Below are 13,856 nucleotides of genomic sequence, written 5' to 3' on the forward strand. Positions count from 1 at the left end.
TCGGTTCACTTGCATTAAGATAGTGAACATTACGAACTCAAATGGGAGAATAACAGATGAATGATAAGAAGCTGAGCTTTTTAGATACCCTACATAGTGACTTACTTGCTACCATGGAAGAAGTATATAATCCTTGCAGGTTTGATTGCTCCGAACCAATTCTTGAACCGCAAAATGCGGAATACGGAGCATATATCTTTACCTTAAATGCGCTGGCCATTAGATTCCGGGTGGCTAAAATCACACCCACTAAAGTCGGGCAATTTGTGACACTATGGGAGCGAATTGGAGATCATCCCATCCAACCCTATGACATCTCAGATCCTGCTGATCTCTTCGTTATAAGTACACGAAATGGGAATCACTTTGGCCAATTTATTTTTCCAAAAGCTGTCCTAAGAGAACAAGATATTCTATCTGATAAAGGTGAAGGTGGAAAAAGAGCTTTTCGAGTCTACCCGCCTTGGGACATTCCCACGAGTCGCCAAGCTCAAAAAACGCAAACATGGCAGTCGGAATATTTCTTGGATATCCCTGCAAATAAACCCGTAGACTACCTTCGTGCGCAAGCACTTTACGGTTTACCCGTAAATCTTACGGTCTGACCTATCTCCTCCACATGTTCCTTATCGCCCTGCAAAATAAAATAATAGTATACATCATCTCCTATTTTCACCGCTTCGGGATATTTAATTATAAGCGCCGCTTGATGATTCCATTCCTCCCCTTGGTCAGCAGAAGGCATAATCAACTTTGCCTTCTCTTCCTCTTTCAACCTCTCTAATGTCAGTTCAGTAATTTGCGGATTGGAGCCATAAGGCTTCAGCTGATGGGAGGCAACGATTTCAGCAACTTCATCTATTGATTGTCCCTCTCCAGACATAGCGGATAATTGAAAAAAACCATCCTCCCCCTGACCCTTCTTATCATCTGCTGAATCTACGACCCATTCCGTTGGATACTTCAAAGAGACTCCATAAGCATTGGAAGTAAAGGTTGCAAGCCCAGTTTGCGTAACCAGCATACCGATTACAGTACCTGCAAGTACAATAACCGCGATAACCAACACCCATAGCCACCGTTTTTTGTATACTCTTATTTTCACGATATCCCCCTAAATCAATAATTAGTTGACATGTACAATATTAGGAAATAAGATATAAACAAACATATGAGCAATCATTCATATGTATTAGTGAGGAGGAAATTAAAATGAGCGATCTTAAAAATATCCTATCTCTACTTCTTTTCTGCATCTTCCTAATTTCTTATCTATTAAAGCTCCTTATACTTTACAAGAAAAACCACATTAAAGGAAACGTTCTGGCTAAAGGCGCTAAACTATCTAAGATCCATTATACCGAGCTATTGGTAAAAACCTCTACTTTTTTATGGGGCGCAGCATGGTTTGTTTTTTCCGTAGCAGAGTCCTTTATGGTTACACTTGTAAACAAAACGTTTGATATTCCTGTAATTCACTTTAGCGGTGTGGGTGTAGCTGCCCTCGGGTGTTCCATTTTCATTCAAGCTATGATTGCTATGCGCACTTCATGGAGAGTTGGGATTGATAAGACTACTGTAACCAAACTCATCACACACGGTATTTATAAATATAGTAGAAACGCTGCATTTGTCGGGTTTGATCTCATGTTTTTGGGATTGTATCTGATGTACCCCAATCTATTAACACTCCTAATATTCATTCTTAACATTGCCGCGATTCATTTACTAATTCTTCAAGAAGAGCAACATTTAATGTCCGTATTCGGAGATGAATATATCCAATATGCCAATAATACACCCAGATATTTTTTATTTTAAAATCTTTTATCAAGCTCCGATAATTTATACTCACTATATCATTTTACATTTTTTACAAGTCCAGAAAACATTCTCTTAATGTAACTACTATAATATGAGACTGTAAACATACATTAGGAGGGAAATTATGAAATCACCGAAAAAGTATGGCGTCAGAACAGCAATTGTAGCGACAGCGGCAACTGCTCTTTTTGTATCCAGCATAGTCACTACAAATGCACCTAATCAAGCAGACGCAGCATCTTCGAACACAAGAAATGTAATTCTGTTTATTGGAGACGGAATGGGTGCTGCTCAGCGTGATGCCATCCGGCTTGCCACCGTAGGTGAAAAAGGAAATCTAGCAATGGATTCCATGCCATACGTTGGATTAATTCATACAAGCTCCACTGTCCCTGTTACAGATTCGGCTGCTTCTGCTTCTGCTTATGCCAGCGGTGTGAAGACTTATAATGGTGCTATCGGAATGGATGCCGATAAAAAAAGTGTTAAGACCATTATGGAATATGCTAAAGATGCCGGGAAATCAACTGGTGTCGTTACCACTAGTCAGATTACAGACGCGACTGGCGCCGCATTTGGTGCTCACGTTGAAGACCGCTCAAAGCAAAGTGATATCGCTCTTCAGCTTCTGACAAAGAGCAAGGTTGATGTTCTGCTCGGTGGGGGTGAGGATTTCTGGTACCCGGCAGGCAATCCCGGCAAATTCCCAGATGAACCCGCTGAAGATCCTTCAGAAAAAAGCAAAGGAACGCAAGGAAACCTTGTGGATAAAGCTAAACAATTGGGCTACACCTATGTAACGAACAAAGCGGATATGCAAAAAGCAAAAGACGGCAAGCTGCTTGGAATATTCGCAAACGAGGAAATGTTCCAGCAAAAGCCTGAGGGTGAAGGAGATATTTATAATCCGGTGGTATCGCTGCCCGAGATGACTAAGAAAGCTATAGATACGCTAGCAACAAATAAAAAGGGATTTTTCCTTATGGTGGAAGAAGAAGGCACTGACGAATTTGCACACCAAAACAACGCTAAAATGACGATTAAATCAGGTCAAGAACTGGACAAATCCGTGCAAGTAGCCAAAGACTTCGCCAAAAAGAATCCAGATACACTGGTTCTTGTTCTTGCCGACCATGAGACCGGCGGATTTTCTATTGAAGCAGTTGACGCAGATGATGAGTCCGGTGACGGCATATCCAAAGAAGACGGTCCTTTCGCCATCGCCAATTCCAAACACAATTTTGTAGTGGACTGGACGACCTCAGGCCATACTGCGGTTGATATTCCAATTACAGCTATGGGCAAAAATGCACAATTATTTACTGGAATCTACGAAAACACCGAAGTATTCACCAAGCTTATGCAAGCATCAGGTTTTAAAGCCAATAAATAAAAGCGAGTAAAAAAAGACTAGCCAGATTTTTTTCTGGGTAGTCTTTTTTATTTTAAAATACAGTATTTACTTAGCATCTGTTCGCACAACAAAAAGGATATCCTTAGTCTGATCAGCCCATTTACCTGTCAGATGAAATCCTCTGATCGTTGCTCCAGGCTCATAATCTTTACTATTTGAACTCAAAAAGGCTGCCAGATTAGACTCAAGTTTAAACGTTGCTTTTCGATCTGCGAATTCAATATTTAAAGGCTTTGCCATTCTCTCGTCATATTTGAGTCTACCCTCGTCATCTAAGATATAATCCTTTACTTCATAGGTGTCCGGTGCTTTATCATCAAAGTCGATGTGGATGGTTTCACCAAGCTTTACATAGGGAATAGAAGCCGCAGAATCCTTCATTTGTGCTTGAAAAAGCGCACTCTCATCATCCAGTTCTATGCCCACCTCTCTGGAGAGGGTCTGAGATTGAATCACTTTTCCATCCATATGAATGGTTATCTCTGGCATCGCCGTGCTGCTGACTTCCTCACGATCACAAATGGTTAATACAAGCAGAAGTACAAAACTTAGGACTGCGATGTATATTCTTTTCAAGAAGACACCCCTTCTTCCCATTGTTCAACTAATCTGATGTGAAATATTCGATTCCCAATATGATCAAACCCAAAATAAAGATGATGATACCAATCACAAGCGGAAAACCTAAAGCTAAACTATGAATCGATTTTACAAATATACCGTTAATTAACGATTACAGCGAGGTGTGTTTATAAAATTCTATTTTTATAGCTAATCCAACGGTTTCCTTATGCTTCTAATTTACGTGACAGCTCCTTAATTAACTCGATCTCTCGTAAAACCATACTTCGGGTGTAAAAATAGAGCTCCTCAGAGTAATCCATATCCTCACTATTGCCAACTACTTTGGATAACTGCTGTAAATGGTCCAGCTTTTCGTTCATATAAGTCTCTCTGTAATCAAGCAATCTTCTACGTGTCTCCTGATCCAAAAGCTCATAATAAGCAAGACGAATAGACCATTCATTATCAATTCGAATAGTCTCCAGCGTAAATTCTGTTAAGCAGGTGTTAAACCGCTCCTCACCCTCAGTAGTTATAGAATATACATAACGTTTAGGCCGGCGTTCCTGAATTTCCGTTTTTTTGATTACCCATTTTCGCTTTTCAAATAATTTCAGCTTTGGATAAAGCGAGTTATTGTTTACGATTTTATCATTGCCCATTACAAAAATAATGTTTTTTTTAATTTCATAACCATGTTTGGCCCCTTTCATTAATTGGGCCAGAATCAAAACTTCAATATCCATAATCATCCTCCGGGCTTCCGGAATACGTATCCGGTTCATCATTTTCTTATATTACCTCAATTACTACATTCCTGCCAAATCACTCGTGATTTTTTGCACATACTTCCACCCTGCTCTTTCGCTAATATAGGTTAAAATAACCTATTTATTTTTAACCTATATGTAGAGAGGAAGTTATCGTATGGAATTCACACATCTATTTAGCAAGGGCACAATCGGAAATATGGAGCTTAAGAACCGGGTCATTTTACCAGCGATGGGCACGAAAATGAACGCGCCGGGTGGATACGTCAGTGATCGTCTGATTGATTACCATGTAGCACGAGCTAAAGGCGGCAACGGCTTAAATACTGTAGAAGTAACAACCATTCACCCAACGGCGGCCTCCGATGATGCTCCTGCCCTTTATGATGATAAATTCATTCCAGGTATGGCTCAATTAGCATTAGCTATTCGAGAGGCAGGAGGCAAAAGCTGTCTACAGTTATGGCATGGAGGTAAAGTAACTCCCAACCTAATTCAGGTCTCCTCTTCACCTGTTCCGTTTGAAGGCGTGACTCATATACCACGTGAACTAGCGCATCATGAAGTCGGTGAGATGGTTCAAGCTTACGCAGATACAGCATTACGTGCGAAGAAAGCCGGATTTGACAGTGTGGAATTCCATGCCGGCCATGGTTATTTGCCCCAACAATTTCTAAGTCCTGCAATGAATTTTCGTCAGGATGAGTACGGCGGTTCTTGGGAGAATCGCTGCCGCTTCCCGCTGTCTTGTATCCGGGCTATCCGGAAAGCGGTTGGACCTGGGTTCCCTATCTTGATGAGAATCTCTGCGATTGAGGATCTACCGGGCGGACTTACACTGGAAGATATGAAGCTCTTCTCAAAGCTCGCTGAAGAAGCTGGAATTGATGCTATTAATGTATCTCGTGGGGTCCCTGCTGGCGCTGCAATTAAATATGAAGTACCGCCGATCGATTTACCTGTAGGCTTCAATGTAGATAACGCAGCACAAATTAAATCTGTGGTTAACATCCCTGTTATTGCCGTAGGCCGTATTAATGATCCAGCAATTGCAGACCGGATTATTGCGGAGGGTTTGGCTGATTTTGTAGCCATTGGGCGTGCGCAGCTGGCAGATCCGGAATTCTGCAATAAAGCTTTAGCCGGACGTGCAGACACGATCGTTAAATGTGTTGGTTGCGACCAAGGCTGCTTCGATGGATTCGTGAATCCTAATGTTCCATTTATCAGCTGTGTGTTTAATCCTGCAACCGGTCGTGAAAGTGAATATGAATTGCAGCAAACGGGTATCCCCAAAAAAGTACTTATTGCTGGTGGTGGCCCTGGCGGATTAGAAGCAGCTGTCACCCTGAAACGACGTGGGCATCATCCAATATTATGCGAAAAAAATGACATTCTGGGCGGACAGCTTTATATTGCCGGTGCCGCACCACGTAAAGAGGAAATGGCTGCAGCCGCTCTGAATATGGGAGAAACCGCTAAACGTGAAGGTGTAGACATTCGAATGAATACAGAGGTTACACCTGAATTAATCCAAGAAATTGCTCCAGATGAGGTCATTCTTGCAATCGGATCTTCTCCTATTATTCCGCCTGTGGAAGGCATCGACAGTTCACATGTGGTCAATTCACATGATGTGTTATGGGGAACGGTTCATCCAGAAGGAAGAGTCGTTATTATCGGCGGTGGTTTAGTGGGGCTTGAGGTCGCAGAACTGCTTGTAGAGCGCGGACATCAAATCACTGTAGTTGAAATGCAAGCTGATGTTGCTAATGATCTAGGGCTTCTGCGTAAAATCTGTGTCATGGAAAGTCTATATGGACATGGCGTTGAATTAATGACCAACAGCAAATGTATGGCGATTCAAGGGGATAGCGTAATTGTTGAAAAAGACGGCGAACGTCACAGCCTACCTGCTGATTATGTAGTAATTGCTGTAGGTTCACGCGCCCTCAACAAACAAATCCTTCAGGATTTCTTGGAGGAAAGCTCCATCCCTTATCATGTAATTGGCGATGCGGTGCAAGCGCGTAGAGCGCTGAATGCGATTTGGGAAGGCGCTGAATTAGCTAGACGAATCTAATTAAGCTAACTATATGCTTCATGAAAATAACCCGGCAGGTCCGCCCTGCCGGGTTATTTTTTACTCAGAGTGCATTCGTGAAATGTTATTCGGTAATCGGTATCCATTTAACCCTTCACCCTTCACCCTTCACCCTTCACCCTTCACCCTTCACCCTTCACCCTTCACCCTTCACCCATTATGCCGTTCGGACTCAGGAGACGCTATTGAGCTAAAAATAGCCTTTTTACGAATCTATCGGACCCAGATGCCGCTATTCCGCAAAAATAGGGGTCAAAAGAGGTGCTGCGACGGGAATAACTGCAGTGGAGTCCGAAAAGCTCAGCAAATCAGGATTTAGGTGCTAATAAGTGCAACGGTGTCCGTTAGCGAGAGAGATGCGCACAAAAGTATGGTAAGAAAGATGAAAATGGTGAGAATGTCGAGAATGATGAGATTGGTGAGAATAGTGAAATACTCATCTCAATGAACCACTCACATTCATTTTGAGTATCGGCAGCCCAATAAATGCGGCATATCGCTCAGCTTCTTTAAGTACCAACTTTTCCGTATCGCCCAGATCGGCAAAAGGATGGATCATAATCTCAATCCCCTTGGTCTTTAGGGTTCTTTTCCATGTACCCACAACCTGACCCTCCACAACAATCATCGGAAGAAAAACACCATTATTCCCCGGAACTATTAAAGGAGCAACGTCGGGCTCTAGAACGGCACTTCGGTCTTTATAACCCAGAATGTACTCATCAAAACCCGGAAGCAGATGAACGCCCGAGTCCTCAGCAGCTGGCTCTAGCCGATGAGCAGACATCCAATACTCACTGCCATCAATAACCTCTGATTGCAGTTGACTTTTGGCCGCTTCCAGACCTCTTCTAGCATCGGTAAGGGTTATGCCTGCCCACCAAGCAAAATCCTGAACAGTTGCAAAACCATGTCCAGTGAAATATCTCCGAGCGAGTTCATACAATGATTCATCGTAAGAAAGTTCTCGAAACTGTGGCACCCATTCCTCTAACAAAACAATCGTTTGCTGCTTACCATTCATCGGTCCGAAACAAATCAACCCTTGGTACGCAACATTCCACAACATATGATAACCACGCTGGTTCCCTGTGTGAATACCTTCTTCTTCTATAAGCTGAAGTAGAAGTGCACGATCTAGCTGCTTTCCACCTTGTAAAGCATTAACTATAATATGTCTACAACGTTCTAGTGTCTGATCATCTAGCCCAAGCTCTGCATTCCGCCGCTTTGTTTGTCCCGCTAAACGCGGCACAGATAGCTGATGCATCCACTTTACATCTTCCGGTGGGACAAAATGAAGCGTACCTCGCAGCGTCCAATTCAGAATCATCTTGCGATCAGCGATAGCACGCTCTATATCAGCTAAACTCGAAGATGGAATACGTAACCCGATCGCCCACATCGCCTGCATGTAATCCTGCGCCTGTACTGCCCCTAATTCTTTAACGACCTGTTCGGGCTTGATTAGCTTGGAATCAACGATCTTCTGGTTATATAAACGTTGCGCAGCTATCATTTTATTCGTCACACTTTGCCTCCTTAAGTGATCCTTCTCAAACCATCGTTTAACCTTATTGGAATAATTTTAATATAATTTTTTCCAATCTCATAGTTTTTCTTATTTCTTAGCTGTGGCCCGTCTTACGGCTGGTGCGACTACCGATCCCAACAAATCAATGATTTGCTCAACCTGAGCATAAGGTAAACCACCAATATCAATCTGAGCCAGAAAACGATTGTGTCCGTACAGCTCATGTTGATAAAGGATTTTTTCAATAACCTGTTGTGGACTGCCTACGAGCAGCGCATTTCTCACACTCATGGCTTCAGCAAATTGGTCTTTAGGGTACGCTGATCCACGAAGCTCTTTCATCATGTGATTTAAATAAGGGTAATAGTTACGGAACGCTTGCTGTGAATCTTTATCGATATATAAAAGGGTGGTTGTACCCACCGGCAGCTCCGCCGGATTAAAACCTGATTGTGCGGCAACCTGGCGATACATATTCACAGAGGTCTTGAACGCTGAAGCAGGTCCACCTAGAACAGCCAGCATCATCGGGATGCCCATTCTTCCTGCCTTAACTGCACTTGCCGGAGGTCCTCCAACCGCTCTCCAGATGGGCAGTTTACCACTCAGTGGCTTCGGAAAAATCTCCATATCATTCAGAGCAGGACGGAATTGCCCTTCCCAGGTAATTCTTTTTTCGTTATTTATTTTCATAAGCAATTCAATCTTCTCTTCGAACAATTCTTCATAATCCCTCACGTCATATCCGAACAGTTCATAAGCTCCTAATCGTGATCCACGTCCAGCAACAATCTCTGCTCTGCCTCCGGATAACAAATCCAATGTCGAAAATTCTTCATGTACACGTACAGGATCCGCTGTGCTCAATACAGTCGCTGAACTGATAAGCTTGATTCGTTCCGTTGCGTTTGCTATAGCTCCAAGTACGACCGATGCTGCTGAAGTAATAAATTTCGCCTGATGACTCTCCCCCACTCCAAATACATCTAATCCAGCATCCTCTGCTAATTTGGCGGCAGCAATGATCTCTTGAATCCGTTGTCGTTCACTGATTGGTTTACCTGTTAAGGCATCTGCAACATGATCACCTAAAGTATATAAACCTATTTCTAAACCCTTATTCTCGTCGATTCTATATTGTTCCATCATGATGATGTCCTACTTTCTTAGCTGTATTATTGGATAGGATGAAGCTTCGATGCAATCTCTTCCCGGCGTTCTTCCAGAAAAGAAGGCAAGGTCAAATTCTCGCCCAATGTGTCAAAAGATTCATCAATCTCAAACCCTGGACCATCTGTAGCAAGCTCGAAAAGAATATGGTTCGGATCACGGAAATACAAGGAATGGAAGTAATAACGATCAATGACCCCTGTGTTCTTGAACCCTGCAGCTGTGATTTTAGCAGCCCATGCGGTTAATTCTTCCAGATCCTTCACTCTTATAGCCACATGATGGACACTCCCTCTTCCCGGTCTTTCCCGGTCTTGATCATTAACTTCTTTGAGCTGAAGTTCAGTGTACAAGCCGCCTTTAGCTGTTTCATAAATATCCACCATAACCTTCGAATCACCCATGGATGGAACTCTACGAACTTGTGTATAGCCTAAAATATCCTCCAAAACAGCCTTTGTACGGCTAGCCTCACGGACAGTCAATTCAACGGGACCCAATCCAACAATGGCATATTGTGGTGGAATATCATCAGTAATCCAAGGTTCTACCAGCTGAGTCACATTATCTTTTTCTGCGGAAACCAGATGAACCGTTAATTCATCACTATCCTGAAAAGTAAGCGAATTGCGCTCCTCTATACTTACGATAGCTTCATGAGCGACTTCAAATGTATCTAATCTGCTAGCCCAATATACTAAAGCCTCATCGCTAGGAACGAGAAGAGAGATTGCAGAAATACTGTTCGTTCCTTTCCGGGTCTGGCCTGCATTCGGCATTTCAAAAAAGGATACCTCGGTGCCTGGAGCGCCATTAGAGTTGCCATAGAATAAATGGTACATGGTTGGATCGTCCTGATTTACGGTTTTTTTGACAAGTCTTAGTCCCAGTACTTCTGTATAAAACCATAGGTTTTGTTTAGCGTCTTTAGTAATCATTGATACATGATGTTGTCCGGTTATTTGTGGTTGGCTCATTTTAATTTCCTCCTAATATGATTATGGTTTACTAGTAAACTGATGCTGAAAAAAGGAAGCTTTATTCAGAATAAAGCTTTTACAATACTACTGAACTCCTCGTGGAATTCGATTCTCATTCAGGCTATGGCGGTGAATCTTCTTAAGCATGCTGTAAAATACTTTCTTCTCGTCGTCCGTCAGTGGATCGAATAACGAAGCTTGGAAATCCGATTGCAAAGGAAGCACCTTCTCGATAAGCGCCTGGCCCTTTTCAGTTAAAGAAATATACTTCACCTTCCAATCCTGCTTGCGTTCAATCCATCCTTCTTTTTCTAATCTGCCAAGCATATGTGATACTCCACCTTTAGTAATGGTTAAATGCTCGGCCATTTCCATCTGTGTCACAGGCTGATGTAATAGTATTTGTACTAACGCATCAAACTGGCTAACCGTTAAATCAAACTGCTTCAAGAACTCATTGGAAAGATCGTTACTATTGTCATAAACTCTTACCAGCCGCAGCCAGATCAATAAGCTTAGTTTGTTGTCTTCAGTGAATCCATTGTCTCGCATTATACCACATCCATTGCTTTGGAATTGGATCTATTTGATTATCAGTTTACTAGTAATCTGATGTGAAGTCAAATTTCGTATTAACTTAAGAAATAGAGAAGCACAGATAAACCATTACTAAACATGTGCGCGCCTATAGGCACTAATATATTTTTTCTCTTCTCATATAGGTAGGCAAAGATTAATCCAGCAGCCATATAGGAGAAGATATTCCACATTTCATTATAGTTGCTCTGGAACACCACGGCTCTATAGACATGCTGGAAGCCAAATAAAAAGGAGGATATCAGATAAGCCAGAAGACGACTCTTCCTGCGGATCGTTCTAAAAATGGTAACCCGATATACTAATTCTTCAATCACGGGGCCAATCCATACCACGTTCACTGTAAAAATAAATGGATACGAGGACAACATTGCCCGTAAATCCACCTCATTAACAGACTTTGTAATAGGATGAAAAATGGAAATTAGTGTGGGAATCAACATACTTCCGATGATAATAATCAAACAAAGTCCCCAAACCATCCATAACATATTACGGACCCAGTATTGTCTGAAATCATGAATAGCTTGTTTATAGAATCCCCTAAAACCTATAATCACTCCTATGTAGATCAGACTATTCAACAGTAAGGCCATTCGATTTTGTTGTTCTGGCTGCCAAATAAAAACATGGTTAAGAATCCCCATAACCGGCCTGATCAAGAGATTGGAGAACAATCCTAAAAAGTACATTACTGCTAATATAATGCCCAAGATCAATTGCCTTTTACTTGATTTTTCATCAATCATTATAATCTATTCCCCCAAGTAAAATTGTTAATAGACTGAATATCAACCATTTTAGCATTGGGAAATTTCATACGACTTAATGTAATCTTACATAGACCTTAAATTTGCCGGTTCAGCTCAATTATAATTTCAAACTGGTTATCTTGCGTATTCAGCTGAACAGTCCCTCCATGAGCAGCTATTATTTTTTGAACAATGAGTAGCCCTAATCCAGAACCTGCCGGGTTCAAGGCTGATGGTTGGCCGTAATTAATAAAAGTAAGCTTGGCTCCATCATTCACCTTTTCCAGCACAACTTGAAACGTAGAACCTTGCTCCTGATAAGCGATGGCATTATAAAGCAGGTTTGAGAATACTCGATTCATTCTTTTTTTATCAAACTGTAGAATTATTTCTTCTGGCTCGATTACAAAATCAGGGATCAGACCCGCAGCCTCAAGCTCGGGCAACATATGTATCATTTCTTCTCTCAAATATTCTGAGAAATCATCTGTTGTAACATCCAAGCGGAATTCGGGACTTTCCATTCTCGATAATTCAAACAAATCCTGAATCAATACATTGGCACGGATACTATTTTCGTATATTATTTTGGCAAATTCCAAATGTTCTATCCGACCGCTCCCCTGTTCTTTTAGTTCAAGCTCTGCGTAACCCATAATACTTGTTAATGGATTTTTTAAATCATGGGATATATCCAATATTAGATTTTTTCGATTGTTTTCACTCTGTTCTTTTAACGAGGTCTGGATCTGAATCACTTCTGCCATATGATTAAAAGCCTGCTCCAGTTGACTAAACTCCCTATTCCCGCCTACCTGCACTCTTGCTGAATAATCCCCATTCTTAACCTTTTTAACAGCAGCGGACAACTGGTCTAAGGGTTTAATGAAACTAACCGCCGTAATTCTCGCATAAATCATCGTGCTTAGAATCAGAATCAACAAATAACCTAACCCAATAAACCCAAGCATTTGAAGGGTATGATCCTGCATAGGTGAATCTGAATTCCAATGGAAACTGCCTGTCATTTTCAGTTGTATAGGTAAAGAGACGATCAGCCAAAATTGTTCCTGCTCATTATATTCAACAGTGATCATATCTTTGTTAGCGCCAGTATTCATTAGAAAATCCGTAAATTCTTTGACACTAATCTGCTTGGACGTAAATGGATTGTTGCCAATGGAATGTATGACTTCGTAATTGGAATTCACAACCTGTAAACTGCCCCCAACATCATTAACAACACTAGTGTCAATTCTTTGATAGTCATTTTGCATAAGCTTAGCAGCCGTTAACTGATTATAAATAATGTCCTTAGATCCCAGCCTGTTCATGCAAAACAAAGCAACAATCACCAATATCGTTATAACCGTTGTTATAAGAAAGATCGCGATATAGTTTTTTAACAATTGATAGGATATATTTTGTTTTCTCATCTTATTTACCTGGGTTGTAGAATTTGTAACCTAGTCCACGCACTGTAACGATATATTCGGGATGGTGTGGGTCCCGTTCGATCTTATTCCTTAGACGGCTGATGGTAACCATAATCGTATTATTATCACTATAGAAATCTTCTTCCCACGCCGCTGCATATAACTTTTTGGGCGTAAAAATTTGATTAGGACTCTGCATCAGACATTGTAACACCTTATATTCCTTGGCATTTAGAAGAACTGGACTTTCATTTATGTACAACATACATTCCTTTAAATTCAGCTTCAATTCTCTATGTTGGATTGTTTCTTCAGTTATCGATTGGCTAAGATCGTATACATTTCTTCGTCTCAGCTGCGCCTCAACCCTAGCCACAAGCTCTGAAGCACTAAATGGCTTCACCATATAATCGTCTGCTCCAAGGCCTAAGCCCACTATCTTATCAATTTCTTCACCGCGGGCAGTTAACAAGATAACCGGAATATGGCTTTTCTCTCTTATCCGTCGCAGCAGATTAAGCCCATCAAGCCTGGGCATTACAATATCCAGAATGGCAAGATTTATTTCATGTTGATTAACAACCTCTAAAGCCTCAATGCCATCCTTGGCTTCGAATACTCGATAGGATCGATCTTCTAAATGTATTTTCACTAGTTTTCTTATATCAGTTTCATCTTCAGCAATCAGTATATTCATCGCTTAATTCCCCT

14 protein-coding genes are annotated in these 13,856 nt (G+C 41.5%); 4 read left to right on the top strand and 10 right to left on the bottom strand.

From position 1 onward, the window contains the following. Positions 1 to 56: 56 nt before the first annotated feature. Positions 57 to 605, top strand: coding sequence for a MepB family protein (locus tag MHB37_RS20795; RefSeq protein ID WP_076301747.1), 549 nt, complete (start codon positions 57 to 59; stop codon positions 603 to 605). Here MHB37_RS20795 and MHB37_RS20800 read toward each other — a convergent pair. After that, entirely contained in the window at positions 575 to 1,105 is a 531-nt protein-coding gene (locus MHB37_RS20800; protein WP_076129876.1) for a hypothetical protein, read from the bottom strand. The two genes, MHB37_RS20795 and MHB37_RS20800, sit on opposite strands and share 31 nt — an antisense overlap. 107 nt (positions 1,106 to 1,212) lie before the next feature. Between MHB37_RS20800 and MHB37_RS20805 the strand changes: the two genes are divergently transcribed. Together MHB37_RS20805 and MHB37_RS20810 are read left to right on the top strand one after the other, a co-directional pair. After that, the gene (locus MHB37_RS20805) at positions 1,213 to 1,821 is read left to right on the top strand and encodes an isoprenylcysteine carboxylmethyltransferase family protein (RefSeq protein ID WP_076304859.1); all 609 of its coding nucleotides are present in this window, start codon (positions 1,213 to 1,215) and stop codon (positions 1,819 to 1,821) included. A gap of 127 nt (positions 1,822 to 1,948) precedes the next feature. Beyond that, positions 1,949 to 3,217: an alkaline phosphatase gene (locus MHB37_RS20810; RefSeq protein WP_076219598.1), complete on the top strand. Its 1,269-nt coding sequence runs from the start codon at positions 1,949 to 1,951 to the stop codon at positions 3,215 to 3,217. A 66-nt stretch (positions 3,218 to 3,283) separates the two neighbouring features. On the opposite strand, the gene MHB37_RS20815 is transcribed toward MHB37_RS20810, so the two are convergent. Next, positions 3,284 to 3,814 carry a hypothetical protein gene (locus MHB37_RS20815; RefSeq protein WP_405168448.1) on the bottom strand — a complete coding sequence of 177 codons (531 nt, stop codon included), beginning with the start codon at positions 3,812 to 3,814 and terminating at the stop codon, positions 3,284 to 3,286. A 212-nt stretch (positions 3,815 to 4,026) separates the two neighbouring features. Further along, positions 4,027 to 4,548 (bottom strand): PadR family transcriptional regulator, encoded by a 522-nt coding sequence (locus tag MHB37_RS20820; protein ID WP_036688994.1) that lies wholly within the window; start codon positions 4,546 to 4,548, stop codon positions 4,027 to 4,029. Positions 4,549 to 4,729: 181 nt separating this feature from the next. On the opposite strand from MHB37_RS20820, the gene MHB37_RS20825 reads away from it, so the two are divergent. Continuing rightward, entirely contained in the window at positions 4,730 to 6,655 is a 1,926-nt protein-coding gene (locus MHB37_RS20825; protein ID WP_076276085.1) for an FAD-dependent oxidoreductase, read from the top strand. Between the two features lie 457 nt (positions 6,656 to 7,112). Here MHB37_RS20825 and MHB37_RS20830 read toward each other — a convergent pair whose 3' ends face one another. From MHB37_RS20830 to MHB37_RS20860, 7 genes are all read right to left on the bottom strand, one after another. After that, positions 7,113 to 8,207: a winged helix DNA-binding domain-containing protein gene (locus tag MHB37_RS20830; RefSeq protein WP_405168449.1), complete on the bottom strand. Its 1,095-nt coding sequence runs from the start codon at positions 8,205 to 8,207 to the stop codon at positions 7,113 to 7,115. A 90-nt stretch (positions 8,208 to 8,297) separates the two neighbouring features. Beyond that, positions 8,298 to 9,359 carry an LLM class flavin-dependent oxidoreductase gene (locus MHB37_RS20835; RefSeq protein ID WP_405168450.1) on the bottom strand — a complete coding sequence of 354 codons (1,062 nt, stop codon included), beginning with the start codon at positions 9,357 to 9,359 and terminating at the stop codon, positions 8,298 to 8,300. A gap of 26 nt (positions 9,360 to 9,385) precedes the next feature. Beyond that, a complete protein-coding gene (locus MHB37_RS20840; RefSeq protein ID WP_405168451.1) occupies positions 9,386 to 10,357 on the bottom strand; it encodes a ring-cleaving dioxygenase in 972 nt (323 codons plus the stop codon). Between the two features lie 87 nt (positions 10,358 to 10,444). Next, on the bottom strand, positions 10,445 to 10,912 hold the full coding sequence (locus MHB37_RS20845; protein ID WP_076190567.1) for a MarR family winged helix-turn-helix transcriptional regulator: 468 nt from the start codon (positions 10,910 to 10,912) through the stop codon (positions 10,445 to 10,447). A gap of 80 nt (positions 10,913 to 10,992) precedes the next feature. Next, the gene (locus MHB37_RS20850) at positions 10,993 to 11,706 is read right to left on the bottom strand and encodes a CPBP family intramembrane glutamic endopeptidase (RefSeq protein ID WP_076190565.1); all 714 of its coding nucleotides are present in this window, start codon (positions 11,704 to 11,706) and stop codon (positions 10,993 to 10,995) included. A gap of 98 nt (positions 11,707 to 11,804) precedes the next feature. Further along, positions 11,805 to 13,145: a HAMP domain-containing sensor histidine kinase gene (locus MHB37_RS20855; protein WP_076190563.1), complete on the bottom strand. Its 1,341-nt coding sequence runs from the start codon at positions 13,143 to 13,145 to the stop codon at positions 11,805 to 11,807. Position 13,146: 1 nt separating this feature from the next. Continuing rightward, complete coding sequence (locus MHB37_RS20860) at positions 13,147 to 13,842, bottom strand: response regulator transcription factor (protein WP_076281473.1); 696 nt, start codon at positions 13,840 to 13,842, stop codon at positions 13,147 to 13,149. Positions 13,843 to 13,856: the final 14 nt, after the last annotated feature.

The organism is Paenibacillus sp. FSL H3-0286, from assembly GCF_045040705.1.
Lineage (GTDB): Bacteria > Bacillota > Bacilli > Paenibacillales > Paenibacillaceae > Paenibacillus_AQ > Paenibacillus_AQ odorifer.